The organism is Streptomyces sp. NPDC127092 (assembly GCF_042722475.1).
Taxonomy (GTDB): domain Bacteria; phylum Actinomycetota; class Actinomycetes; order Streptomycetales; family Streptomycetaceae; genus Streptomyces.
In genome coordinates, this window is sequence record NZ_JBHXFE010000010.1 from 154,782 (window position 1) to 178,944 (window position 24,163).

A 24,163-nucleotide genomic window follows, 5' to 3' on the forward strand; every position below is an offset into this window, starting at 1 on the left:
CCGCATAGCGTGCGGTCACATGACTGTGATCGTCCGCGACGTACGGCCCGGCGTCCTGGAGGACGCCGAGGCGTTCGCCCGTGTCCGGCGCGCCGCGCTGCCCTACCTGCTCGCGACCGGCCCGCAGGTGGCATACGACCTGGCGCACGCCCATCCCGACGCCCGCACCCGGCCGCTGATCGCCGAGATCGACGGCGAGGCCGTCGGCACGGCGGAGGTGTCCCTCGCCCACGAGTCCCCCGAGCCGGGGATCGGCGACGTCAACGTCTTCGTCCATCCCGGCCACACCGGTCGCGGCGCCGGCACGCTGCTGCTGCGCGCCGCCGAGGAGCACCTGGCGGAGGTGGGGGCGACGAGGCTGTACAGCTGGGTCCTCGACGAGCCGTCCTCCCTCGCCTTCGCCGCGAGCCACGGCTACCGGCCGAGCCGTTCCGCGTACTTCCTGCGGCTCGACCTGGCCACGGCAGAGCTGCCGCCGCTCCAGGCGCCGCCCGCAGGTGTCGAGCTGCGCACGGCGGCCGACTTCGCCGCCGACCCGCGGCCGCTGTTCGAGCTGGACGGGGTGACCACGGCGGACGAGCCGGGTGACGTGGCGGCGGAGCTGGACGACTACGCCCACTGGCTGGCGTCCACCTGGAACCATCCGCTGCTCGACCGGGAGCTCACCACGGTGGTCGTGGCCGACGGGCGTCCGGTGGCGTTCAGCGCGGCCCGCACCGACGGCCTGGGCCGCTACGGCTCGGCCATGACCGGCACCCACCCCGGTCACCGGGGCCGGGGGCTCGCCAAGCTGGCGAAGAACGACTCGCTGCACCGGGCCCGCGCGGCCGGCTGTACGGAGGCGTTCACCGGCAACGACACGGAGAACGGCCCGATGCTGGCCGTCAACAGGTGGTTCGGTTACGAGGTCCGCGCGAAGGAGACCCGTCATGTCCGCGAACTCGGCTGAGACGGCCGGCACGGTCGAGATCGTCCTGGTGAAGGCCGGCCGGACGAAGATCCGTTACCCGGCGGAGCTGCTGTCCGACGACGGCGTCCGGCTGACCGTCCGCGCGCCCTGGGCCGGGGAGGGCGTACGGGACTTCGGTTTCGTGCGCTTCGAGCCGGGCGACGTGTTCACGGAGCACTACTGGCGCGACCGCTGGTACGCCGTGAAGGAGGTCCGCTCCGGCGACGGCACGCTCAAGGGCTGGTACTGCGACGTGACCCGGCCCGCCGACGTCGGCGCCGCGGAGGTGGTGGTCGAGGACCTGGACCTGGACCTGTGGGTGTCGGCGGACGGCAGCGAGGTGCTGCGGCTCGACGAGGACGAGTTCGCGGCGAGCGGTCTGGCCGCCTCCGACCCGGAGGCGGCCGGGCGCGCGGTCCTCGCCCTCGACGAGCTGGCCGCCCTGGGCCGGGACGGACTGACCGGGCTGCTCAGCGGAGCGTGACGGCCGACTCCTTCACGGCGAGGAAGCCGGGCAGCGGCAGGCCCAGCGGGCCCTGGGCGGTGAGCTGCATCAGCGTGGCCTTCACCCGGGCCTCGCCGGGTCGGTAGCCCGGCTCCCTCACGACGGCGCTGTTGGTCCACTCGTGGACCTGGCCGTCGCAGACGGCCCGGGTGCCGCCGATGCCGGAGGAACGGTCGTCCTGGACGAGGGTGGAGCTGACGAAGACGGGCCCGGCGCTGTCGTCCAGGCAGCGGTACGAGCCGGTGAGGGTGACCGTGCCGTCGTCGGCGACGGTCCCGTGGGGGGTGACGGACAGACCGTCGCCCGCTCCGGCGTGGGCGGTCGGGGCGGTGGCGGCGGCGGTGGCCAGCAGGGCGCCTGCGAGGGCGAGGCGAGCGCGCATGGGCGGAAGGTCCCTTCGGGGTGGGGGGTGCTGCCCGCCAGGGATACCGGATCAAGCCGCCGCTTGTCCGAAACTCACCCCATCGGGGGCGAGTTGAGCACTTTGCGGTAATGAATACGGTCGTACGGGCCGGTCCGGCGGCGCTCGGTGACCTCGTAGCCGTACCGCTCGTACATCTTCTGGTTCTCCCACATCATCGCGTTGGTGAGCAGCCGCACCTCCGGCACGCCGAGTTCGCGTGCCCGCTGCTCGACCCAGGCCATCAGGGCGCGGCCGAGGCCGGTGCCCTGGGCGTCGGGGTGGACGGCGACGGTGTCGAGGTAGAGGTGGCCGGCCTCGGGGATCACCACCACGAGACCGGTCACCGGGTCGCCGGCGACGAAGACCCTGCCCGCCTCGACGTTGGCCGCGTGGTCCTCCTCCATCGGCGCGGGCACGAGGCCGATGCGCTCGATGTAGTGGTGGAAGGCCGCGTCGATGACGGCCTTCACGGCGGGCACGTCGGCCGCGGTGGCGGGGCGGAGCGGAGGGGTCGTCATGCGGTCACGTTACGGCGGTGCCCGCGCGGCGGTCGATCAGTTTCCGGAGCAGCGGCCAGGCCAGCAGGATCAGCACGACCGCGTACACGGTCACCGAGAACGGGGTGTTCACCAGGCCGGTCAGGGAGCCGTCGCTGATCTGCAGGGCGCGGCGGAGCTGCTGTTCGGCGGCCGGGCCGAGGATGACGCCGATGACGGCGGGCAGCACGGGCAGTCCGTAGCGCCGCATGCCGAAGCCGATGAGGCCGATGACCAGCAGGATCACCAGGTCGAGGGCCTCGCCGCCGACCGCGTAGGCGCCGACGGCCGCGAAGAAGAGGATGCCGGCGTAGAGGTAGGGGCGGGGGATGCGGAGCAGCTTGGCCCACACCGGCGCGAGCGGCAGGTTGAGCGCGAGCAACAGCACCATGCCGACGAAGAGGGACGCGATCAGGCCCCAGACCAGGTCGGGTTCGCGCTCGAAGAGCAGCGGGCCGGGCTGGATGCCGTACTGCTGGAAGGCGGCGAGCATCACGGCGGCGACGGCGGTCGTGGGCAGGCCGAGGGTGAGCATGGAGACGAGGGTGCCGGCGGCGGAGGCGGAGGCGGCCGACTCGGGGCCCGCGACGCCCTCGATGGCGCCCTTGCCGAACTCGTCCCGGTGCTTCGAGAGGCGCTTCTCGGTGACGTACGACAGGAAGGTGGGGATCTCGGCGCCGCCGGCCGGGATCGCGCCGAACGGGAAGCCGATGAGCGGCCCGCGCAGCCAGGCCTTCCAGGTGCGCTTGACGTCGGACCTGCCGAGCCAGGGGCGGCCCACCGGGATGGCTTCTCCGGTGGTGCGGCGCAGGTGGGCGGCGACCCACAGGGCCTCGCCGATGGCGAAGAGGCCGACCGCGACGATGACGACGTCGATGCCGTCGGCCAGTTGGAGCGAGCCGAAGGTGAGGCGCTGCTGGCCGGTCATCTGGTCGAGGCCGACCAGGCCGAGGGTGAGGCCGATGAGGAGCGAGGCGAGGCCGCGGATGCGGGAGGAGCCGAGGACCGAGGTCACCGCGATGAAGGCGAGGACCATGATGGCGAAGTAGTCGGGGGCGCCGATGTCGACGGCGAGCGCGGCGACGGTCGGGGCGAGCGCGACGAGCAGGATCGTGCCGGCGAGACCGCCGGTGAAGTGGCCGATGGCTGCGGCGGCGAGCGCCTGGGCGCCGCGGCCCGCCTTGGCCATGGGGTTGCCCTCGATGGCGGCGACCACGGCCGCGCTCTCGCCGGGGGTGTTGAGCAGGATCGAGGTGGTGGAGCCGCCGAACATGGCGCCGTAGTAGATGCCGGCGAACATGATGAACGCGCCGGTCGGTTCGAGTCCGTACGTGACGGGGAGCAGCAGGGCGACGGCCATGGCGGGGCCGATGCCGGGCAGTACGCCGATGGCGGTGCCGAGGAGGACGCCGACGGCGGCCCAGAGGAGGTTCACCGGGGTCAGCGCGGTGCCGAACCCGTCGAGCAGGGAGTTCAGAGAGTCCATGGGTCAGAGCACTCCCATCAGCGGGCCGCCGGGCAGCGGGACTCCGAGGAGGTTGTCGAAGAGGAGGTAGGTGAGCAGGGAGAGCACGGCGGCGATCAGCGGGTCGCGGTGGAGGTGGCGGCTGCCGAGGGCGTAGGCCGCGCCCCAGAAGAGCAGGGCGCCGGCGACGGGGAAGCCGACGGGGCCGATGAGGACGGCGAAGCCGAGGAAGACGCCGGCGAGCAGCAGGACGGTGCGCCAGTCGCTCGGCTCGCTCAGGTCGATGTCCTCGCCGCCCTCGGCCTCGCCGCGGCCGCCGCGCAGCACGTCGACGGCGAGGAGGACGGCGACGACGAGCAGGCCGGTGCCGACGACGAGGGGGACGGTGCGGGGGCCGACGGGGCCGCGCTGGGAGATGTCGACAGTCCCCGAGAACGCCGTGAGGGCGTCGGTGAGGACCAGGACGCCGAGGACGAGGAGGATGAGGCCGACGCCGAGCTCGGAGTGCTCGCGCAGCCAGGTCTTCCTGCCGGTGGCCGTCGTGTCGGGTTCGGGCGTGGTGGTCACAGTCCCAGCTCCTTCAGGACGGAGCCGACGCGCTTGTCCTGTTCGGCGAGGAAGGCGCCGAACTCCTCTCCGGGCAGGAAGGCGTCGTTCCAGCCGTGGGTCTTCAGGGACTCGCGCCACTCCGCGGAGGCGTGCAGTTCGGTGGCGAGGCCGACGAGCTTGTCGCGTTCGGCGTCGGTGAGGCCGGGCGGGGCGACGATGCCGCGCCAGTTGATGAACTCGGTGTCGAGTCCGGCCTCGCGCAGGGTCGGCGCGTCGAGGCCGGGGACCCGCTCGGCGCCGGTGACGGCGAGCAGCCGCAGCTCGCCGGCCTTGATCTGGTCGAGGTACTCGCCGACGCCGGAGACGCCGAAGGCGACCTTGTTGCCGAGGATGGAGGCGAGGAGTTCGCCGCCGCCGTCGAAGGGCACGTAGTTGACGCTCTTCGGGGCGATGCCCGCGGCCTGCGCCATCAGCATGGGCGCCAGGTGGTCGGGGCCGCCGGGCGAGGAGCCGCCGCCGACGGGCAGCTTGGCGGGGTCCTTCTTCCAGGCGGCGAGCAGGTCCTGGATGGTCTTGTACGGGGAGTCCTTGCCCACCACGACGATGTCCTGCTCCATGGTGAGCCGGGCGATCGGGGTGGTGTCGGCGAGGGTCCGCGGGGTCTTGTTGGTGTGGACGGCACCGACGACGCCGAGGCCCATGGACATGGCGAGCCTGCCGTTGCCGCGCTCGCCGACGAGCCGGGTGAGGCCGACGGTGCCGCCGGCGCCGGGCAGGTTGAAGACCTCGATGTCGGAGGTGAGCCCGGCTTCCTCGGCGTTCTTGGCCGCGGTGCGGGCGGTGATGTCGTAGCCGCCGCCGGGTGTGTTGGGGACCATGAAGCGCAGGCCGGGTATCTGCGTGCCGGTGTCGGTGCCGCTGCCGGGGCTGAGCAGCGGCGGTCCGACGAGCACCAGGAGCGCCGCCCCGAGCAGGGCGAAGGGGGTGCGCAGGCGCACGTGAGCCGCCTCTCGTGGGTACGGGAAAGGTGTGAGGTGTCCCACATGTTGCCCGCACGTTAAGAAGCTGTCTCTCTTCCGCAACCAACGGACGTTGTGGTCCTTGTGGTCGCGACCTACCTTGGCGGCGTGACGAAGGTGCTGGTGGTCGACGACGACTTCATGGTGGCCAAGCTGCACTGCCGCTACGTCGCGGCGGTGCCGGGCTTCGAGGTCGTGGGCGTCGCGCACACCGGCGCCGAGGCGCTGCGCGCCGCGGACCGGCTGCGGCCGGACCTGCTGCTGCTCGACATCTTCCTGCCCGACATGGACGGGATCGCGGTGCTGCGCGAGCTGCGGGCGGCGGGCCTCTCGGCGGACGCGCTGTTCATCACGGCGGCGCGGGACGTGGACACGATCCGCTCGGCGCTGCGCGCCGGTGCCCTGCACTACCTGATCAAGCCCTTCAACCAGGCGGCGCTGCAGGAGCAGCTGCGGCACGTGGCCTCGCTGCAGGGCCGTCTGGACGAGCTGGAGCGGGCGGGGGCCCGCCAGGAGGACGTGGACCAGATCTTCGGCGCGCGCCCGCGGGCCTCCCGCGAGCTCCCCAAGGGCCTGGCCGCGCCCACCGCCGACCTGGTCGACACCATCCTGCGGGCCCACCCGGAGGGCCTGTCGGCCACCGAGTGCGCGGAGGCGGGCTCGCTGTCCCGGGTGAGCGCCCGCCGCTATCTGGAGTACTTCGCGGAGACCGGCCGCGCCGAGATCACCCTGCGCTACGGCGGTACGGGCCGCCCGGAGCGCCGCTACCGGCGGCTGGGCTGAAGCTCCCCCCGGGCGGACGTGTTCCTCAGGCGGCTCTTACCTCCGCCTTAACGCCGTCCTAAGGCGGGCCGTCGCGCCCTCCGCCAGGGCTAGTTTGCTGGGCAACCCCCCCCACCTCACCCTCGTGAAGGAGTTGTCCCCCCATGACCTCACGCCGTACCACCGCCGTCTCCGCCACCGTCGCCGCGCTGGTCCTGTCCGGACTCGCCGCCGCGCCCGGCGCGTTCGCGCACGGGTCGATGACCGACCCGGTGAGCCGGGTCGCGGGCTGCTACGCGGAGGGGCCGGAGAGCCCGGACTCGGCGGCGTGCAAGGCGGCCGTGGCGGCGAGCGGGACGCAGGCGTTCTACGACTGGAACGGGGTGAACATCGCGAACGCGGCCGGGAAGCACCGGGAGCTGATCCCGGACGGCGAGCTGTGCAGCGCCGGGAACGAGAAGTACCGGGGCCTCGACCTCGCCCGCGCCGACTGGCCGGCGAGCCCGATGAACTCCGGTGGGCACACCTTCCGGTACAAGGGCACCGCGCCGCACAAGGGGTCCTTCGAGCTGTACGTGACGAAGGACGGCTACGACCCGTCGAAGCCGCTGAAGTGGTCGGACCTGGAGGCGAAGCCGTTCGCCACGGTGACCGACCCGGGGATGCGGAACGGTGACTACGTGTTCACCGGCACCGTGCCGGAGAAGTCGGGCCGCCACCTGATCTACTCGATCTGGCAGCGCTCCGACTCCCCCGAGGCCTTCTACACCTGCTCCGACGTGGTGTTCGGGAAGGACAGCGGCGGCGGCGCCCCGGTGCCGGCGCCGAGCGCCCCCTCCGAGGAGCCGACGCGGGCCGGGCACGGCGGCCACGGCGGGCACACCGCACCGAGCACCACCGCCCCGGGCACCACCGCCCCGAGCAGCACCGCCCCGGGCGGCACCGCGACGCCCGGCAGCGACGCCGCCCCGGGCTCCGCGGCTCCCGCGCCCGCCGCCCACGGCTCCGGCGAGGAGCTCGCCGAGACCGGTGGCGACTCCGCCACCGCGTACCTCGCGACGGGCGGCGCCGCCGTCCTCGGTCTGGGTGCGATCGTGCTCTTCGCGACCGCCCGCCGCAGGTCGTCCCGCTAGCCGACGACCGACAGGCAGGTGGTCGGGGTCGCGTGGGCCGGGTCGAGGGCGTTGTTCACCTCGTGGAAGACGACCCGGTCCACCGTCGCGATCGCCACGTGCTCGGACAGGTCGAGCGCGCAGCGGTCCTGGAGCAGCACGTTGGTGACGTCGGGCCCGGACAGCCAGCCCGACTGGTACGGGGTGACGACCTCGTCGTACTTGGTGGCGATCACCGTGTACCGGACGCCGGGCACGGTGTCGCCGCCCTCGTTCAGCCTGGTGAGGAACGCCGAGCCGGCGATCTGGTCGGCGAGCGCGGGGGTGTGGGTGCCGATCAGGTCCTCGGCGCCCGGGAAGTACGGCAGGAGCCTGGTGAGCCCGTTGAGGGTGGTGCCGTGGTTGTCGGGGGCGATGCCGACGAGCGCGTTGACCTTGGCGGCGCCGCCGAGGAACTTGAGGTAGTGGCGCGGCATCATGCCGCCCTGCGAGTGCCCGACGAGGTCGACCTCCGCGGCCCCGGTCGAGGCGAGGACCCGGTCGACGTAGGCGGCGAGCTGACCGGCCGACTTGTCGATCGGGCCGAGGCCGTTGAAGAACGGCACGCCCGGCAGCTGGCCGTAGTCGAGCGAGAAGACGCAGTAGTCCCGGTTGACGAGGTAGGGCGCGAGGCCCAGCCAGTTGTCGACGGAGTTGCCGAAGGTGCCGTGGACGAGGACGACCGGGCGGGGGTGGGCGGCGGACGGCTTGCAGGTGAAGTCGTTCCAGCCACGGCTGGGGGCGGTGCCGGCCTGGGCGGCGGCGGTCGGTGCGAGGGTGGCGGCGGCGGTCAGGAGCAGTACGGACAGCGCTCTGACGGCCTGCTTCCAGGGCTTCCTGGGCAGCATCGGGCGATCTCCTTGCGGCTCAAGGGGAATGAGGGAGTGCTCTACGCCCTGCGGTCCGGACCACAAGTGGGGATGCGCTTCAGCCAAGCTACGTACGGGTAGCTTCGGTGGGAAGTTACGCGTCGGTAAAAAGTGCCGTGTCGCTCACGCGGCCAGTGAGCCCGGCACGATCGCCCGCGGGCCGTACTTCGCCCGGGCCCGGTCCGCCACCTCCTCGATGCGGCGGGCCTTGTCGTCGGCCGGGTCGAAGGTGAGCTGGTGGGCGGCTCCCTCGGCGGGGGCCAGGCCCTCGGCGCGCAGCGCGATGCCCCGGACCCGGGCGCGCTGGAGGCCGAAGGAGGCGTGGATCGCGTACGCGAGCGCGGTGAGGTCCGTGGAGTGGGCGGTGGGTTCGCGCAGGGTGCGGGTGCGGCTCGACGTGGTGCGGTCCGCGTAGCGCACGGTCACGGTCAGGGAGCGGCACACCTGGCCCTCCGTCCGCATCCGGGCGCCCAGTTCGCCGGTGAGCGAGAGCAGCGCCCTGCGGTGCTCCGCGGGGTTCAGCTCGTCGTGCGGGAAGGAGCGTTCGGCCGCGACGGACCGGGAGACCTCACCGGGGACGACGGGGGTGCGGTCGATGCCGCGGGCCCGTTCCCACAGCTCGCGGCCGGCCTTGGCGCCGACCAGGCGCTGGAGCACGGCGAGCGGCGCGTCCGCGACCCGGCCGACGGAGTCGAGGCCGTAGCCGCAGAGGGTACGGGCGGTGGCGCGGCCCACTCCGTCGAGGGCGGCGACCGGCCGGTCCCGCAGGAAGGCCTCCGGGTCCTCGACGACCACGGTGGCGCCGGGCCGGGCCTCGCGGGCCGCCATCCGGGCGAGCATCGGGTTGGGGCCGGCGCCGATGACGCAGTCGATCCCGTACAGGGCGAGCGCCCTGACCCGGATCACCGAGGCGAGTTCGGCCGGGCTCCAGCCGAAGTAGCGCAGTGCGCCGCGCACGTCGGCGAGCGCCTCGGCGGGCGGGGCCGCCTCGACGACCGGGGTGAACTCGCCGAGCAGATCGAGCAGCTGAGGGAGCATCACCTCCCACAGGGGCTCCAGTCGGAACCGTACGCAAAGGATCATCCCGCGCTCCCCGGACTGCTGTGCCACAGCTTCCGCGACGGTGTCGCGGCGCCTTCCCCGGCCGGCTGGAGGTCGGCCCAGGGGTTCATCGTGTAGCCGGTGGGCAGGGTGATCCGCCGGCCGGTGTCGCCGGCCTCCTCGGCGGGGGTCTGCCCGGGCTGCTCGGAGAGCCGTTCGCCCACCGCCTCCAGGCCGCCGCTCGCCCGCAGTTCGGCGAGCTCGGCGAGGTTCCAGGCGGCGGCGCCGACCACGCTGAGGCTGCGCGGGCCGCGCCGCTGCACCACCCCGCGGACGAGCAGCAGCCAGGAGTGGAAGACGGTGTGGGCGCAGCGCTCGTGGGAGTCGTCGAAGAAGGCGAGGTCGACCAGGCCGGTGCCGTCGTCGAGGGTGGTGAAGATGACCCGCTTGCCGGAGCGGATCGGCGGGGTCTGGGTGGCCGCCTTGGCGCCGGCGACCAGGACGACCTGGCCGTGCGCGGCCGAGCGCAGCCGGCGGGCGGAGATCACGCCGAGTTCGCGCAGGAAGGCCTGGTGGTCGCCCATGAGGTGGCGGGAGGCGTCCATGCCGAGGATGCCGAGTTCGGCGCTGAGCCGTTCGCTCTCGTCGAGGTCGGGCAGGCCGACGGGGGCGGTCTTGCGGCCCTGCGCGAGCGGGAGCTGTCCGCCGTAGGAGGCGGCGCCCCGCTGGGTGCGGTGGAGTTCGGTGAGGTGCAGCAGCAGGTCGCGGCGGTTGGCGCCGAACGCGTCCAGCGCGCCGACCTGGGCGAGCCGTTCGGCGACGGGCTTGCGCGGGCGGGCCCGCTCCCAGAAGTCGAGCAGGGAGGCGTAGGGCTGTCCGGCCTCGATGCGGGCGCTCTCGGCCTCGCTGATGCCGTGGACGTCGGCGAGACCGAGCCGGAGGCCCCACTTCTCCGAGCCGCCATCGGACACCAGTTCGATGCGATGGGCGGCCGCCGACCGGTTCACGTCGAGCGGCAGCACGGGCACCCCGCGCCGCCGGGCGTCCGCGAGCAGCAGCCGCTTCGGGTACATGCCGGGGTCGTGGGTGAGCAGCCCGGCGTAGAAGGCGGCCGGGTGGTGCGCCTTGAGCCAGGCCGACTGGTAGGTCGGCACGGCGAAGGCCACCGCGTGCGCCTTGCAGAAGCCGTACGAGCCGAAGGCCTCGACGATCTCCCAGGTACGGGCGACGACCTCGTCCTCGTAGCCCTTCCGCCGCGCCCGCTCGGCGAACCAGTTCCTGATCCTGCCCTGCGACTCGGGGTGGGAGAGGCCGCGGCGGACCTGGTCGGCCTCGTCGCGGCCGCAGCCGGTCATGATGCTCACGATCTCGATGATCTGCTCGTGGAAGACGACGACGCCGTACGTCTCCTTCAGCGCGCCCTCCAGGTCGGGGTGCGGGTAGCGGACCGGCGCGCGGCCGTGCCGGGCCGCGATGAACGGGCGGACCATGTCGGCGGCGACCGGACCCGGGCGGAAGAGCGAGATGTCGACGACGAGGTCGTGGAAGTTCTCCGGCTGGAGCCGGCCCACCAGGTCGCGCTGGCCCGGCGACTCGATCTGGAAGCAGCCCAGGGTCTCGGTGGAGCGGATCAGCCGGTACGTCTCGGGGTCGCCGGGCGGGACCGCGTCGACGTCCGGCCGGGTGCCGGTGACCCGCTCGACCTCGGCGGCCGCGTGCGCCATCGCCGACTGCATCCGTACGCCGAGGACGTCGAGCTTGAGCAGACCGAGGTCCTCCACGTCGTCCTTGTCGAACTGCGACATCGGCAGCCCCTCGCCGCTGGTCGGCACGACGGGGGTACGGGTGAGCAGCGAGGCGTCCGAGAGGAGCACGCCGCAGGGGTGCATGGCGACGCCGCGGGGCAGCGCGTCCAGCGCCTCGACCAGCTCCCAGAAGCGCTCGCGCCCTTCCGTCTCCGCCTTCAGCCCGCGCAGTTCGGGCAGTTCGTCGAGGGCGGCGCGGGCGTCCCGGGCGCGGATGTGCGGGAAGGCCTTGGCGATCCGGTCGGTCTCGGCCGGGTCCATGGACAGGGCGGCGCCCACGTCGCGCACCGCGTGGCGGACCCGGTAGGTCTCGGGCATGGCGACGGTGACGACCCGCTCGGCGCCGAAGCGGCCGAGGATCGCCCGGTAGACCTCGATGCGGCGGGCGGACTCCACGTCGATGTCGATGTCGGGCAGGGCGGTGCGGCGCTTGGACAGGAAGCGCTCCATCAGCAGGCCGTGCTCGACCGGGTCGGCGTGGGCGATGCCGAGGAGGTGGTTGACGAGGGAGCCGGCGCCGGAGCCGCGGGCGGCGACCCGGATGCCCATCTGCCGTACGTCGTCCACGACCTGGGCCACCGTCAGGAAGTAGCTGGCGAAGCCGTGGTGGGCGATGATGTCCAGCTCCCGGTGCATCCGGTCCCAGTAGGCGCGCCGGTCGGGGCGCCGGTCGTAGCCCTTGAGGACCATGCCGGCGGCGGCCCGGGAGGCCAGCACGCGCTGGGCGGTGCGGTGGGCGGCGCCGACCAGGTACGGCTCGGGGAAGTGCGCGGAGCCCATGCCGAGGTCGTCCTTGGGGTCGACGAGACAGGCCGCGGCGACGGACTCGGTCCGCTCCAGGAGGCGGTGGGCGGCGTCCCGGCGGAAGCCCGCGGCCTCCACCACCCGCTCGGCCGTGGCCAGCATGTCGCCGGGGCCCTTGAGCCAGGCCTCACCGCTGTCGAGCCCGGCGCGCGGGTCGACCGGGACGAGCCGGCGGGCCGAGTCGAGCACGTCGGCGACCGGGCCCTGGCCGGGGTCGGCGTACCGCACCTCGTTGCCGAGCACGGGCCGGACGCCCTGCTCGGCGGCGAAGCCGACGGTGCGGGCGGCGAGCCGCAGCGAGCCGGGGCCGGTGCCGGAGCGCCCGTGGTGCACGACCTCCAGGCACAGGGCGTCGCCGTACCGCTCCCGCCAGGGCGCGAGCAGCCGCGCGGCCCGGTCGGGGCGTCCCGCGGCGAGGGCCCGCCCGACGTCGGAGCCGGTGCCGAGCAGCACGAAGAGGTCCTCGCCCCGGTTGGCCGCCCAGGGCAGCACGGGCGGCCCCTCGCCCGCGTGGGCGTGGGCGGCGGTGACGAGCGCGCAGAGCTCGGCCCAGCCGGCCCGGGACCGGGCGAGGAAGACGGCACGGGGTGCGGACTCGTCCACGAAGGCGCCGCCGCGCACGGGCGCGCGCCGCGCGGAGGTGGCCCCGCCGGTGCGGGTGCCGTCGGCGCCCGCGCCGTGCGGAGGGACGGCGGTCAGGAACGGCTCACAGGCGAGGTCCACGCCGAAGAGCGGACGGACGCCCGCCTTCTCGCAGGCCTTGGCGAAGCGGACCACGCCCGCGACCGTGTCGCGGTCGGTCAGGGCGAGGGCGTCCATGCCGCGCTCGGCGGCGCGCTCGGCCAGCCGGGCGGGATGCGAGGCGCCGTGGCGCAGGGAGAAGCCCGACGCGGTGTGCAGATGCGTGAACCCCGGCATGCGCCGCCTCACCTCCCACAGCAAAATCGTACATACGTTCCCACCCCCTCGCTCTCACCATAGCTCATTTTCGAACGCTCGTACGATAACCGGGAGCGGCACGACCCCGTCAGCCATTCGGCCCCTTCCCACCTGCGGAAACGCCGTCCGCCCCGGAGCGTGGGGGCATGAGTCTCGTCGACGAACTGAAGAGCGCCGTCACTCCCCGAGCAGCCCTGCTGGTCATCGGCGTCTTCGCGCTCCAGATGCTGTTCATCACCTCGTACGTCGGGGCCCTGCACAGTCCGAAACCGACGGACGTGCCCTTCGGCGTCGTCGCCCCGCAGCAGGTCTCCACCGTCCTCATGGACCGGCTGGAGAAGCTGCCCGGTGATCCGCTCGATCCGCGCACGGTCGCGGACGCGGACGCGGCACGGGACCAGATCATGAACCGGGACATCGACGGGGCACTGATCGTCGACCCGAGGGGCCGCACCGACACCCTGCTCGTCGCCTCCGGCGGCGGCACCGTGCTCTCCTCCACGCTCGAGAAGATGTTCACCCAGGTGGAGGCGGCCAACCAGCGCACCATCCGGACCGTCGACGTCGCCCCCGCCTCCCCCGAGGACTTCGACGGCCTCTCCGCCTTCTACCTGGTCGTCGGCTGGTGCGTCGGCGGCTACATCTGCGCCGCGATCCTGGCGATCAGCGCCGGCTCCCGGCCCGCCAACCGGGAGCGGGCGGTCATCCGGCTCGGGACGCTCGCGCTCTACTCGGTCCTCAGCGGCCTCGGCGGCGCGGTCGTCATCGGCCCGGTCCTCGGCGCCCTGCCCGGCAGCATCGCCGCCCTGTGGGGCCTCGGCACCCTGGTGGTGTTCGCGGTCGGCGCGGCCACCCTCGCCCTGCAGTCCGTCTTCGGGATCGTCGGCATCGGCCTGGCGATCTTGCTCATCGTGGTCGCCGGCAACCCGAGCGCGGGCGGCGCCTTCCCGCTGCCGATGCTGCCGCCGTTCTGGAAGGCGATCGGCCCGGCCCTGCCCCCGGGCGCCGGCACCTGGGCCGCACGCTCGATCGCGTACTTCAAGGGCAACGACATGACCGCCTCGATGCTGGTCCTGTCGGCCTGGGCGGTCGTCGGCTCCGCCGTCACGCTGGTGATGGCCTCGCTGAGGCCGAAGCAGCCGGAGCCCGAGCCGGTCGCGGAGGAGCTGGGCGAGGTCAGGGCCTGAGCCGTACGGGCACACGGGGCGGACCGAAGGGCCCCGGCGGACCGCACACTCCGCCGGGGCCCTTCGCGCGTCCCGGGCGACGCGCCGCCGCGGGCTACGCGCCGTAGTAGGCCCGGGTCATCAGCTCCTTCATCTCGTCGATCATCGGCATCCGCGGGTTGGCGGGCGCGCACTGGTCGGCGTAGGCGTTCATCGCCTGCTGCGGCAGGGCCGCCAGGAAGGCCTCCTCGTCGACGCCCGCCTCCCGGAAGGAGGCCGGTATGCCGCAGCGCTCGCGCAGCTCCTCCACCGCCCGGGCGTAGGACTCCACGCCCTCCTCGGGCGTCGTGGCCGGCAGGCCGAGCATCCGCGCGATCTCCTGGTAGCGCTCCGGCGCCCGGTACACCTCGGCCTTCGGCCACGGCACGGCCTTGTGCGTGACCGTGCCGTTGTGCCGGATCACGTGCGGCAGGAGCAGGGCGTTGGTGCGGCCATGGGCCACGTGGAAGGTGTTGCCGAGGGTGTGGGCCATCGCGTGGACCAGGCCGAGGAAGGCGTTGGCGAAGGCCATGCCGGCGATGGTGGACGCGTTGTGCATCTTCTCGCGGGCCCCGGGCGCCCCGGCCCCCTCCTTCACGCAGGCCTCCAGGTTCTCGAAGACCAGCCGGATCGCCTGGATGCACTGCCCGTCGGTGAAGTCGCTGGCGTAGGCGGAGACGTACGCCTCGGTGGCGTGGGTCAGCGCGTCGAAGCCGGAGTCGGCGGTGACGGTCGGCGGCAGGTGCAGCGGAAGCACCGGGTCGACGATGGCCACGTCGGGGGTGAGCGCGTAGTCGGCGAGCGGGTACTTCCGGGCGGCCTCCGGGTCGGAGATGACGGCGAAGGGGGTGACCTCGCTGCCGGTGCCGGAGGTGGTGGGGATCGCGACCAGCTTCGCCTTCCCGCCGAGCGCCGGGAAGCGGTAGGCGCGCTTGCGGATGTCGAAGAACTTCTCCTTGGTGTCCGCGAACTCGACCTCGGGCCGCTCGTACATCAGCCACATGATCTTCGCCGCGTCCATCGGCGAGCCGCCGCCGAGGGCGATGATCGTGTCCGGCCGGAAGTCCCGCATGGCGGCGGCGCCGGCCCGGACGGTGGCGAGTTCGGGGTTGGGCTCGACTCCGTCGATGACCTGGATGGTGACCGGCCCGGGGCGGCCGTTCAGGATGTCGGTGACCTTCCGCACGAAGCCGAGCTCGCCCATGGTCCGGTCGGTGACGATCGTGACCCGCTCCAGGCCCTCCATCTCGCCGAGGTAGCGGATGGCGTTCCGCTCGAAGTAGATCTTCGGCGGGATCTTGTACCACTGCATGTTGGTGTTGCGCCGTCCGATCCGCTTGATGTTGAGCAGGTTCACGGCGGAGACGTTGTCGGACACGGAGTTGTGTCCGTACGAGCCGCAGCCGAGGGTGAGGGAGGGCAGGAAGGCGTTGTAGACGTCGCCGATGCCGCCGAAGGTGGAGGGCGCGTTGACGATGACCCGGACGGCCTTGACCCGCCTGCCGAACTCCTCGGCCAGGGCCTCGTCCTCGGTGTGGATGGCGGCGCTGTGCCCGAGGCCGTGGAACTCGACCGTCCGGGCGGCGAGTTCGAGGCCCTGCTCGGTGGATCCGGCCTTGAGGACTGCCAGGACCGGGGAGAGCTTCTCCCGGGTGAGCGGCTCGCTCTCGCCGACCTCGGCGCACTCCGCGAGCAGGACCGAGGTGCCCTCGGGAACCTCGAAACCGGCCTGCTCGGCGATCCACGCCGCGGACCTCCCGACGACGGCGGAGTTGAGCCTGGCGCCGGCGCAGTCGCCGCCGTGGGCGGTGACGCCGAAGAGGTACTCCTCCAGCTTGGCCTTCTCGGCGGCGGTGACGACGTGCGCGCCGAGCCGCTCGAACTCGGCGATGCCCTCCTCGTACACCTCCTCGTCGAGGATCACGGCCTGCTCGGAGGCGCAGATCATGCCGTTGTCGAAGGCCTTGGAGAGCACGATGTCGTGGATCGCGCGCTGCACCCTGGCGGTCCTGGTGACGTACGCGGGGACGTTGCCGGCGCCGACGCCGAGGGCGGGCTTGCCGCACGAGTAGGCGGCGCGGACCATCGCGTTGCCGCCGGTGGCGAGGATGGTGGAGACGCCCTCGTGGTTCATGAGGAGTCGGGTGGCCTCCATCGAGGGCTCCTCGATCCACTGCACGCAGTGGGCGGGCGCGCCGGCGGCGACGGCGGCGTCGCGGACGGTCCGGGCGGCCTCGGCGGAGCACCGCTGCGCGGAGGGGTGGAAGGCGAAGACGATCGGGTTGCGGGTCTTCAGGGCGATCAGCGCCTTGAAGACGGTGGTCGAGGTGGGGTTGGTGACCGGGGTCATCGCGCAGACGACGCCGACGGGTTCGGCGATCTCGGTGATGCCGGTGATCTCGTCGCGGCGGATCACTCCGGCGGTCTTCAGGCCGGCCATCGAGTGGGTGACGTGTTCGCAGGCGAACAGGTTCTTGACGGCCTTGTCCTCGAAGAGGCCGCGGCCGGTCTCCTCGACGGCGAGCCGGGCCAGCTCCCCGTGGGCGGCGAGGGCGGCGAGCGAGGCCTTCTGCACGATGTGGTCGACCCGCTCCTGGTCGAGGTCCTCGAACTCCGCGAGTGCGGCGAGCGCGCTCCCGACGAGTCCGTCCACCCTCTCCTTGGCCTCCATGACAGGCCCTCCTTCGTGGGTCCGGCGCTTTCCCTACGTCTCCATTCGACACCCGATGACCTGCGGAGAGATCCGGAGAAAGACCCTGCGGGAGGGGCCGGAAGTCCCTTTGTGAAGGCTTTCACAAGATCTTGGAAGGGAATGCCCCCGGCGCGTCCGCCGGGGGCATCCGCCGCGTCGCCCGAGCGGTCTAGTAGACGCTGACGCCGTACGCGCTCAGCGCCTCCGTGACCGGCTGGAAGAACGTGGTGCCGCCGGTGGAGCAGTTGCCGCTGCCGCCGGAGGTGAGGCCGATGGCGCGGCTGCCGGAGTAGAGCGGGCCGCCGGAGTCGCCGGGCTCGGCGCAGACGTTGGTCCGGATCATGCCGTAGACGATGTCGCCGCCGCCGTAGTTCACCGTGGCGTTGAGGCCGGTGACCGAGCCGCTGTGGATGCCGGTGGTGGAGCCGCGGCGGGTGACGGACATGCCGACGGTGGCGTTGGCGGCGCTGGTGATGTCGACGCTGCCGACCGAACCGGACTTGGTCACCGTGCTGTTGGTGTAGCGCACGATGCCGTAGTCGTTGTTGGGGAAGCTCGACCCGGCGGTGGAGCCGAGCACCGTGGTCCGGGAGGAGTTGGAGTACCAGGTGCCCGCGCCGTCGGTGCAGTGACCGGCGGTCAGGAAGTAGTAGTTCCCCGCGCTGTCCTTGACGTTGAAGCCGAGGGAGCAGCGCCAGCTGCTCGCGTAGATGGCGTCGCCGCCGGAGATCAGCTTGTTGAACTTGCCCGGGGTGCGCTCGATGCGGAGCGCGCCCGCGTTGGCTCCGGCCTGGCGCTTGATCTTGGCGATCTCCGCCTGCGAGACGGTGGAGTCGACGGTGACGACCACCTTGCCGGTGGCGGCGTCGGTGTGCCAGGCGGTGCCCGCCACGTCGGCGGCGAGGACGGCGTCACTCGCGGCGGCGAGCTGGGTGGCGCCGAAGGTCTGCGCGGAGTCGGCGTTCGCGGTGGGGACGGCGAGCGCCGCGGCGGCGACCAGACCGGTCGCGACGGCGACCATCCGGACGGTGCCGGTGTTTCTCGTGGGGGTGGTGCGCTTGATCCTCACTTCTCGTTCCTCCAGAGGGGAATCGGGGGCCCGCAGTGGGGTGTCGGACCCGTGAGGCGCGGCCTTGGGGGGCCGGCGCTGTGGGGGAGTCTCCGGCCGCACGACTTCGGGCCGCAAGGGCGGCTTTCGGTCGTGCGGCCTTCAACTGACCAGCCAGATGCGGAAGTTGGTTGCTTAGAGCAGGCTCACCCGGTACTTGGCGAGCGCCTCGGGCACCGGCTGGTAGAACGTGGTGCCGCCGGTCGAGCAGTTGCCGCTGCCGCCGGAGGTGATGCCGAGCGCCTTGGTGCCGTCGTAGAGGGCACCGCCCGAGTCGCCGGGCTCGGCGCAGACGTTGGTCTGGATCATGCCGCGCACGGTGCCGCCGCCGGAGTAGTGGACGGTGGCGTCCAGGCCGGTGACGGTGCCGCTGCGGGTGCCGGTGGTCGAGCCGGAGCGCTTGACGGGCTCGCCCACGTAGGCGTCGGCGGCGGTGAAGCCGCCGGTGCGGCTGAGCGAGGTGTTGTCGTAGCGGACCAGGGCGTAGTCGTTGCCCGGGAAGCTCGAACCGACCGTGGGGCCGATCAGCGTGGACTGGGCCGAGTTGGCGTACCAGGTCTTCACGACGTTGCCGCAGTGGCCGGCGGTCAGGAAGTACGGCGTGTTGCCGCTGACCACGTTGAAGCCGAGCGAACAGCGGTAGCCGCCGCCGTAGATGGCGTCGCCGGGGCCGAGCAGGGGCTTGAAGACCCCGGAGGTTCTCTCGACCCGCAGCGCCGAGGCGTCGGCTCCGGCGGCCTGGCGGATCTTGGCGATCCCGGCCTCGCCGACCGTGGAGTCGACGGTGACGACGACCCGGCCGGCGGCCTTGTCGACGTACCAGGCGGTGCCGCCAACGTCCGCCTTCAAAACGGCGGCGTCGGCGCGGGCGAGCGCCTGGGCGCTCGCGGGTCCGGGGGTGGGGGCGGCCTGGGCGCCGGGAAGGCCGAGGGCGGTGGCCGCCGTGGCGGCGGCGACGACGGCGAGCAGTCGGATGCGCGTGGTCCTCACTGGTCTCCTTCGGGTCACACCGGAGGAACCCGCGGGTGGCGGGCCCATGAGGCATCGTCAGGTGACGTGTTCCTGACATGCACGCGAGCGATACTGGCCCACCGTTCCGGAACGCACAAGACCGCCCACACACCCGCTCTACGCGCGTGGGCGGCGCGCGCTCCCCTGAGCCCGCGCCGCCCGTGACCTACCTGCGGACCGTCCGGTGACCCACCTGCGGACCGTCCGGTGACCTACCTGCGGGCCGCCCGGTGACCTACCTGCGGGCCGCCCGTCACGGCCCTGACGGACCGCCCCGCGGGGCCTGCCGTCAGGTGCCCGCCACCCGCCGCTCCCCCGCCGCGACCGCCGTGTCCAGCGTGTTGCCCGGCGGCGGGAACGGGCAGATGAAGTGCGCCGCGAACGCGCACGGCGGCAGCAGCGCCCGGTTGAAGTCCACCGTCACCGAACCGTCCGCCGCCGGGGCGGCCGGCCGCAGGAAGCGGAAGCGGTAGCTGTCCCGGCCGCTGGTGGCGTCCGCGAAGACCGCCCACAGCGTGCCGTCGTCCTCCACCGCCACCTGGAGGCTGTGCTCGGCGCCGTTCAGGTCGAAGATCAGCTCGCCCGAGAGCCCGAGGCCGCGCTCCTTGCCGTCCGCGTTCTCCACCCGGACGTGCCGGTCCTCGCTGTACGGGCGGAAGACTCCCGGCCGCACCCACTTCTCGTCGTACGGCGTGGCCTCGATGCCCTGGAAGGAGCGCCGCGCCTCCGACTCCGGGTCGAAGTCCCGTACCGCCCACTCCCCCTCGCGGCGCAGCACGACGAGGCGCCGCCCCGCCGACTCGGCCCGGGACTCGTGGATCGGACCGTGGTCGGCGGTCAGCCGTACGGTGCCGATCAGCGGCTTGCCGTCCACCGTGACGGCGTCCTCCGCGCCCGCGCTGAGGACCACCTCGTCGCCGTCCGCCCGCCACTCCCCCGGAACGGCCGGAATCCGGCCTTCCGGGAAGTCCGACAGCCAGTAGGTACCGGTCAGCGAGAGCGGCCCGTACGACGAGGCGACCGCCGCGGTCCGCTGCTCGTGCCAGTGCTGCCACTCCTGTGATGCATCCGTCATGGTGGGCCACTTTTCCACAGGTCTGCTCCTGGCACGGAGCAGACCGGGCGGACCGACACACAGACGTCACGTCACGGCACCGCGGACCCGCGCCTCGCGGGCCCACGGCACCGCGGACGCACGGCCGGGCGGGCCCGACGGACCGTCAGCAGCCGTCGCAGGGGCAGCAGCAGTCGCAGCCGTCACAGTTGCAGTTGCCGCAGTCGCAGTCCCGGCAGCAGCCCTCGCGCTTCTTCCGCGACCAGGGGCCCTCGTACTCCTTGGCGCAGCAGATCTGGCAGGTGCAGAACAGCCAGGTGAACATGGCGCAGCCGGCCAGGAAGCCGCGCGGCTTCTTGGGCTGGTGCGGCCCGCCGGCGCCGAACTGCGGCGGCAGTCCGCCGGGTCCGCCCGGACCGCCCGGACCGCCGGGGCCGCCGGGGCCGGCCGGCCCGCCGCCGCCGTGGGGGTGCCCACCGCCGTACGGATTGCCGCCACCGCCGTACGGGTTGCCGCCGCCGTACGGGTTGTACGCGCCGTACGGCCCGGGCGCCCCGCCCTGCGCGGGCGGCGGCGCTCCGTGCGCGCACCTCGTCGTGCCGAAGGCCCGGTCGACGGAGTTGCGCAGCTCGTGCGCGAGGAGCACGTGGGCGAGGTGTCCGTCGGTGAACTCGGCGTCCTTCAGCGCGAGGCGGATGCCGTGCAGCGCGTCGTCGGCGAGCCGGCGGGCCTCCTCGCGGGAGGTGCCGGTCGCGGTGAGCGGGTTCCAGGCGCCTGCCGCGTCGTCGGCGGCCTGGTCCTCGACGGCGTCCAGGAGGTGGGCGAGGCGGCCGAAGAGGCGGCCCGCCTCGGCGAGCGGTTCGGCGTTGCCCGGGCGGCCGGCGAGAACCGCGGTGTGCGCGAAGGCCGCCGCGGTCGCCGTCTCGGTCGGCTCGGTGACGACGAGCAGCGGCGTGCCGGGCCCGGCCAGGGCCTCAAGACCGGTCTGCCGGTCGACGGCGTCGACCAGGACGGCGGTGTCGAAGCCGAGTTCCCGGCCGGTGCGGGCGCCGGCCCGGTCCCAGGAGCGGGCGACCCGGCGGGCCGCGGCGGCGACCGGCCGGCGGGCCAGCAGGCCGTCGCGGTCGGCGACGTGGTCGCGGATCTTCGCGGAGGCGAGGACCAGGGAGACGGCGGCGGCGAGCCGCGCTCCCTCGCCGCGCGCGACGGGCGCGGTCCGCATGGCGCGCAGCGGGCAGGGGCCGGCGGTGCGGCGCCCGGCCTCGGTCCGGCCCGCCTGAGCCTCCGTCAGGACCGAGACGATCAGGCCGTCGTAGTTGGTGACGACCCGGGCGAACTGCCCGTGGTCGGCGCGCAGGGCCAGACAGAGGCCGCAGAGATGGGCCATCCACTCCACCTTGAGGCCTTCGGTGAGGCGGTGCGCGCAGGGCCTGACGATTCCGAACAAAGACACTCCCCCGTGGACCGGCGCGCGGATCCGCGCGGCTGCGTCGGGCATCGTACCGAGGAGGTCCGACGCGATCGGTTCACCCGTACGCCCTCGCCCTCACCCTTCTGGCCCGACTTTCATATTTTAAGTTGCGTGCCCCGATCCGACCCACCGTCAGCCCGGGCAAACCGCAAGATCCCTGACGAATCGCCAGATTTCGAGCCTCACGTTCTGCACCAGTACCGTCACGAATCCCCTGCGCGCCGACTATCCACTTGGCGCGCGATCCGCATCATGGACGACGATAGGGATTGCGGAACCACGAGTGACCGCGCTGAAAGGAGGCGTCCATGGGATCGGTGCGCAAGGCCAGTGCCTGGCTGGGACTCGTCGAGGACAACGACGAGCGTTACTACGACGACGAGTACGCCGACGGTGCCGAGGGCAACGACGCCTGGGTGACGGACCCGCGGGTGCGGGTGGCGTCCGACACGGCGCAGGAGCATGGCCGTCGGATCGCGACCCTCTCGCCCGACGGGTTCCGGGACGCCCGGGGCATCGGCGAGCTGTTCCGGGACGGCGTCCCGGTGATCGTGAACCTGACCGCGATGGAGCCGAACGACGCCAAGCGCGTGGTCGACTTCTGCGCCGGTCTCGCCTTCGGTCTGCGCGGCTCGATCGAGCGGGTGGCGACCCGGGTCTTCCTGCTGACCCCGGCGGACACGGAGATCGTCAGCGGCGACCCCGGCGGCCGTTCGCAGGACGGTTTCTTCAACCAGAGCTGACACCGACGCCCCGTCGGGGGCGTTCGTCCGGCCCGCCGGGACGTCAGTGTCCCTGCAGGCCCGAGCCGGCCGGCTCGGCGTGGCCCCGCGTGGCGGGGACCCGTACGGCATCCGCGGTCCCGCCCCCCGTTCGCGGCCCGCCGTCCGGGTCCGCCGGCCCACGGCCCACCGGCCCTCGGCCCGCCGCATCCGGCAGCTCGGCGCCGGCCCGTCCCCGGCCGGCCTGCTCCCTGGCGGTCCGGTCCGTGTCCGTCCGGTCCTCGCCGGCCCGCTCGGCGTCCGGTGCGGCCGGGCACTCCATGACGCGCGGCAGCCGCAGCGCCATGAGCGCGCCGAGCAGCAGCAGTCCGGCACTCACGAACAGGGTCACGTGCAGGCCGTTCACGAAGGCGTGCCGGGCCGCGTGGTGCAGGGCTTCGCCCGCCGGGCCGCCGAGCCGGTCGGCGACCTGGTAGGCCTCGCCGAGCGAGTTCGCGGCCGCCCTGGCCACCTCGTCCGGCACTCCGGGCACCCCGCTGAGGCCGGGTGCGTACGCCGCGTTCATCACGCTGCCGAGCAGCGCGATGCCCATGCCGGCGCCCAGCTGGTACGAGGTCTCGCCGATCGCCGCGGCACCGCCCGCGCTCTCCGGCGGGGCCTCGCTCAGCATCGACTCGTACGCCGAGAAGAGCGTGGTCTGCAGGCCGAAGCCGAGCAGCACGAAGCCGACGGTGAGCAGCAGCGGCCGGTCGTGCTGCCCCATGAGGACGAGCAGCAGCACGGCGGACGCGGTCAGCAGGAAGCCCCAGCCGACCATCCGGCGCGGGCCGAGCCGACGCAGGGTGTACGAGCCGGTGGCGCCGGCGGCCATCGCGGCGAAGGTCAGCGGGAGCAGCCGCAGGCCCGTCTCCAGGGGGCTGAGGCCGAGGACCAGCTGGAGGTACTGGACGGCGATCAGTTCCAGGCCGACCAGCGCCAGCATGGCGAGCACGATGCAGCCGACCGAGGTGGTGAAGGGCGCGCGGGCGAACAGCCGCATGTCGATCAGTGGGTGCGTGCGGCGCTTCTGCCGCCGTACGAAGAGGACGAGCAGCGCGGCGCCGAGCAGCAGCGGGCCGAGCGTGGCCGGGGCGAACGGCGGGTCGCCGGCGCCGAGCCGTTTGACGCCGAGGACGGCGCCGAGCACTCCGGCCGCGGCCATCAGCGCGCCGAGCACGTCCCAGGGGCCGTCGGAGCCGCCCCGCGACTCGGGCAGCAGCCAGCGCCCGACGGGCAGGATCAGCGCCATCAGCGGGATGTTGATCAGGAAGACGGAGCCCCACCAGAAGTGCTCGACCAGGAAGCCGCCGAGCACGGGACCGGTGGCGGCGCCGACGGCGGCGACCGCCGTCCAGACGCCGATCGCGGTGGCCCGCTCGCGGCGGTCGGGGAAGACCGCGCGGAGGATGGAGAGCGTGGCGGGCATGATCATCGCGCCGCCGACGCCGAGCAGGGCGCGGGCGGCGATCAGGACCTCGGGCACGGTGGCGAGCGCGGCGACCGCCGAGGCGACGCCGAACAGCGCGTAACCGAGCAGCAGCACCCGTCTGCGGCCGACCCGGTCGCCGAGCGTGCCGAAGAGGATCAGCAGCGCGGCGCAGATCAGCGGATAGGCGTCGACGATCCACAGCAGCGCGGTGGAGCTGGGCCGGAGGTCCTCGGTGAGCGAGGGGACGGCGACGTGCAGCACGGTCGCGTCGAGCGCGACCAGCAGCAGGCTGACGCAGAGGACGACGAGCACGACCCAGCGGTTGGCACCACCGCCGGCGGTTCGGAGACGTGCTCCGGCCGTGATCGTCCGTGCCATGTACGTACCTCCCAGTGAAGCCCTCGCGCTCGGCGGGCACCGGCCGGGGAGCGGCCCCGGGGCGGCCCGGCATCGACGGGCGAGTGAGCCGTCAGCGTACGCGAGTTCAAGGCCCGAGCGCGTGGTGCAGCTCTCACCCCGGCGGGCCGCACGGTGTGGCGTACACCACTCGGGGTCCGCCGCGCGCCGCCTGGAATTCCTCCCGCGAAGCCGTTCCGGGAATTCCCGGGGGCCTCAAACAGAGTTCCGGAAACGTC

At 73.2% G+C, this 24,163-nt stretch carries 20 protein-coding genes; 6 read left to right on the forward strand and 14 right to left on the reverse strand.

Annotated elements, in window-relative coordinates; genetic code table 11:
- The first annotated feature begins 19 nt into the window (after nt 1-19).
- Complete coding sequence (locus tag ACFWJO_RS11415) at nt 20-949, forward strand: GNAT family N-acetyltransferase (protein WP_386864472.1); 930 nt, start codon at nt 20-22, stop codon at nt 947-949.
- Nucleotides 930-1,433, forward strand: coding sequence for a DUF402 domain-containing protein (locus tag ACFWJO_RS11420; RefSeq protein WP_386864473.1), 504 nt, complete (start codon nt 930-932; stop codon nt 1,431-1,433). Before ACFWJO_RS11415 ends, ACFWJO_RS11420 begins: the two co-directional genes overlap by 20 nt.
- On the opposite strand, the gene ACFWJO_RS11425 is transcribed toward ACFWJO_RS11420, so the two are convergent.
- From ACFWJO_RS11425 to ACFWJO_RS11445, 5 genes are all read right to left on the reverse strand, one after another.
- Nucleotides 1,420-1,836, reverse strand: coding sequence for a DUF6299 family protein (locus tag ACFWJO_RS11425; protein WP_386864475.1), 417 nt, complete (start codon nt 1,834-1,836; stop codon nt 1,420-1,422). The two genes, ACFWJO_RS11420 and ACFWJO_RS11425, sit on opposite strands and share 14 nt — an antisense overlap.
- A gap of 74 nt (nt 1,837-1,910) precedes the next feature.
- Complete coding sequence (locus ACFWJO_RS11430; RefSeq protein ID WP_386864476.1) at nt 1,911-2,375, reverse strand: GNAT family N-acetyltransferase; 465 nt, start codon at nt 2,373-2,375, stop codon at nt 1,911-1,913.
- A 4-nt stretch (nt 2,376-2,379) separates the two neighbouring features.
- A complete protein-coding gene (locus tag ACFWJO_RS11435) occupies nt 2,380-3,879 on the reverse strand; it encodes a tripartite tricarboxylate transporter permease (protein WP_386864477.1) in 1,500 nt (499 codons plus the stop codon).
- 3 nt (nt 3,880-3,882) lie between these two features.
- Nucleotides 3,883-4,425, reverse strand: coding sequence for a tripartite tricarboxylate transporter TctB family protein (locus tag ACFWJO_RS11440; protein WP_386864479.1), 543 nt, complete (start codon nt 4,423-4,425; stop codon nt 3,883-3,885).
- A complete protein-coding gene (locus ACFWJO_RS11445; protein WP_386864480.1) occupies nt 4,422-5,405 on the reverse strand; it encodes a Bug family tripartite tricarboxylate transporter substrate binding protein in 984 nt (327 codons plus the stop codon). The genes ACFWJO_RS11440 and ACFWJO_RS11445 overlap by 4 nt, the downstream gene beginning before the upstream one ends.
- Before the next feature lie 129 nt (nt 5,406-5,534).
- On the opposite strand from ACFWJO_RS11445, the gene ACFWJO_RS11450 reads away from it, so the two are divergent.
- Together ACFWJO_RS11450 and ACFWJO_RS11455 are read left to right on the forward strand one after the other, a co-directional pair.
- Nucleotides 5,535-6,209, forward strand: coding sequence for a response regulator (locus ACFWJO_RS11450; RefSeq protein ID WP_386864481.1), 675 nt, complete (start codon nt 5,535-5,537; stop codon nt 6,207-6,209).
- A gap of 143 nt (nt 6,210-6,352) precedes the next feature.
- Nucleotides 6,353-7,321, forward strand: coding sequence for a lytic polysaccharide monooxygenase (locus tag ACFWJO_RS11455; RefSeq protein WP_386864482.1), 969 nt, complete (start codon nt 6,353-6,355; stop codon nt 7,319-7,321).
- Here the strand turns inward: ACFWJO_RS11455 and ACFWJO_RS11460 are convergent.
- The 3 genes from ACFWJO_RS11460 to ACFWJO_RS11470 all read right to left on the reverse strand — a co-directional run bounded on the left by ACFWJO_RS11460 (nt 7,318) and on the right by ACFWJO_RS11470 (nt 12,776).
- Nucleotides 7,318-8,187: an esterase/lipase family protein gene (locus tag ACFWJO_RS11460; protein WP_386864483.1), complete on the reverse strand. Its 870-nt coding sequence runs from the start codon at nt 8,185-8,187 to the stop codon at nt 7,318-7,320. The two genes, ACFWJO_RS11455 and ACFWJO_RS11460, sit on opposite strands and share 4 nt — an antisense overlap.
- A 144-nt stretch (nt 8,188-8,331) precedes the next feature.
- Nucleotides 8,332-9,291, reverse strand: a complete 960-nt coding sequence (locus tag ACFWJO_RS11465) for a hypothetical protein (protein WP_386864484.1) — start codon at nt 9,289-9,291, stop codon at nt 8,332-8,334.
- On the reverse strand, nt 9,288-12,776 hold the full coding sequence (locus ACFWJO_RS11470) for a DNA polymerase III subunit alpha (protein WP_386864486.1): 3,489 nt from the start codon (nt 12,774-12,776) through the stop codon (nt 9,288-9,290). Before ACFWJO_RS11470 ends, ACFWJO_RS11465 begins: the two co-directional genes overlap by 4 nt.
- Nucleotides 12,777-12,943: 167 nt before the next feature.
- Here ACFWJO_RS11470 and ACFWJO_RS11475 point away from each other — a divergent pair, with 167 nt between their 5' ends.
- Nucleotides 12,944-13,984 carry a DUF3533 domain-containing protein gene (locus ACFWJO_RS11475; RefSeq protein WP_386864487.1) on the forward strand — a complete coding sequence of 347 codons (1,041 nt, stop codon included), beginning with the start codon at nt 12,944-12,946 and terminating at the stop codon, nt 13,982-13,984.
- Between the two features lie 94 nt (nt 13,985-14,078).
- On the opposite strand, the gene adhE is transcribed toward ACFWJO_RS11475, so the two are convergent.
- The 5 genes from adhE to ACFWJO_RS11500 form a co-directional block, all read right to left on the reverse strand.
- Complete coding sequence (adhE, locus tag ACFWJO_RS11480; RefSeq protein ID WP_386864489.1) at nt 14,079-16,673, reverse strand: bifunctional acetaldehyde-CoA/alcohol dehydrogenase; 2,595 nt, start codon at nt 16,671-16,673, stop codon at nt 14,079-14,081.
- A gap of 190 nt (nt 16,674-16,863) precedes the next feature.
- Entirely contained in the window at nt 16,864-17,763 is a 900-nt protein-coding gene (locus ACFWJO_RS11485; protein ID WP_386864491.1) for a S1 family peptidase, read from the reverse strand.
- Between the two features lie 174 nt (nt 17,764-17,937).
- Nucleotides 17,938-18,840 carry a S1 family peptidase gene (locus ACFWJO_RS11490; RefSeq protein WP_386864492.1) on the reverse strand — a complete coding sequence of 301 codons (903 nt, stop codon included), beginning with the start codon at nt 18,838-18,840 and terminating at the stop codon, nt 17,938-17,940.
- A gap of 262 nt (nt 18,841-19,102) precedes the next feature.
- Complete coding sequence (locus ACFWJO_RS11495; protein ID WP_386864494.1) at nt 19,103-19,888, reverse strand: DUF1684 domain-containing protein; 786 nt, start codon at nt 19,886-19,888, stop codon at nt 19,103-19,105.
- A 145-nt stretch (nt 19,889-20,033) separates the two neighbouring features.
- Entirely contained in the window at nt 20,034-21,314 is a 1,281-nt protein-coding gene (locus ACFWJO_RS11500; RefSeq protein ID WP_386864496.1) for a DUF5685 family protein, read from the reverse strand.
- A gap of 332 nt (nt 21,315-21,646) precedes the next feature.
- Here ACFWJO_RS11500 and ACFWJO_RS11505 point away from each other — a divergent pair, with 332 nt between their 5' ends.
- The gene (locus ACFWJO_RS11505; protein WP_386864498.1) at nt 21,647-22,081 is read left to right on the forward strand and encodes a cell division protein SepF; all 435 of its coding nucleotides are present in this window, start codon (nt 21,647-21,649) and stop codon (nt 22,079-22,081) included.
- Nucleotides 22,082-22,124: 43 nt separating this feature from the next.
- Here the strand turns inward: ACFWJO_RS11505 and ACFWJO_RS11510 are convergent, their stop codons facing one another.
- Nucleotides 22,125-23,906, reverse strand: coding sequence for an MFS transporter (locus ACFWJO_RS11510; RefSeq protein WP_386864500.1), 1,782 nt, complete (start codon nt 23,904-23,906; stop codon nt 22,125-22,127).
- Nucleotides 23,907-24,163: the final 257 nt, after the last annotated feature.

Coding starts and splice junctions, on each gene's coding strand:
- adhE (WP_386864489.1), bottom strand. CDS start 16,673: ATGGAGGCCAAGGAGAGGGTGGACGGACTCGTCGGGAGCGCGCTCGCC.
- ACFWJO_RS11465 (WP_386864484.1), bottom strand. CDS start 9,291: ATGATCCTTTGCGTACGGTTCCGACTGGAGCCCCTGTGGGAGGTGATG.
- ACFWJO_RS11430 (WP_386864476.1), bottom strand. CDS start 2,375: ATGACGACCCCTCCGCTCCGCCCCGCCACCGCGGCCGACGTGCCCGCC.
- ACFWJO_RS11425 (WP_386864475.1), bottom strand. CDS start 1,836: ATGCGCGCTCGCCTCGCCCTCGCAGGCGCCCTGCTGGCCACCGCCGCC.
- ACFWJO_RS11420 (WP_386864473.1), top strand. CDS start 930: ATGTCCGCGAACTCGGCTGAGACGGCCGGCACGGTCGAGATCGTCCTG.
- ACFWJO_RS11490 (WP_386864492.1), bottom strand. CDS start 18,840: ATGGGCCCGCCACCCGCGGGTTCCTCCGGTGTGACCCGAAGGAGACCA.
- ACFWJO_RS11510 (WP_386864500.1), bottom strand. CDS start 23,906: ATGGCACGGACGATCACGGCCGGAGCACGTCTCCGAACCGCCGGCGGT.
- ACFWJO_RS11475 (WP_386864487.1), top strand. CDS start 12,944: ATGAGTCTCGTCGACGAACTGAAGAGCGCCGTCACTCCCCGAGCAGCC.
- ACFWJO_RS11460 (WP_386864483.1), bottom strand. CDS start 8,187: ATGCTGCCCAGGAAGCCCTGGAAGCAGGCCGTCAGAGCGCTGTCCGTA.
- ACFWJO_RS11415 (WP_386864472.1), top strand. CDS start 20: ATGACTGTGATCGTCCGCGACGTACGGCCCGGCGTCCTGGAGGACGCC.
- ACFWJO_RS11455 (WP_386864482.1), top strand. CDS start 6,353: ATGACCTCACGCCGTACCACCGCCGTCTCCGCCACCGTCGCCGCGCTG.
- ACFWJO_RS11505 (WP_386864498.1), top strand. CDS start 21,647: ATGGGATCGGTGCGCAAGGCCAGTGCCTGGCTGGGACTCGTCGAGGAC.
- ACFWJO_RS11495 (WP_386864494.1), bottom strand. CDS start 19,888: ATGACGGATGCATCACAGGAGTGGCAGCACTGGCACGAGCAGCGGACC.
- ACFWJO_RS11470 (WP_386864486.1), bottom strand. CDS start 12,776: ATGCCGGGGTTCACGCATCTGCACACCGCGTCGGGCTTCTCCCTGCGC.
- ACFWJO_RS11435 (WP_386864477.1), bottom strand. CDS start 3,879: ATGGACTCTCTGAACTCCCTGCTCGACGGGTTCGGCACCGCGCTGACC.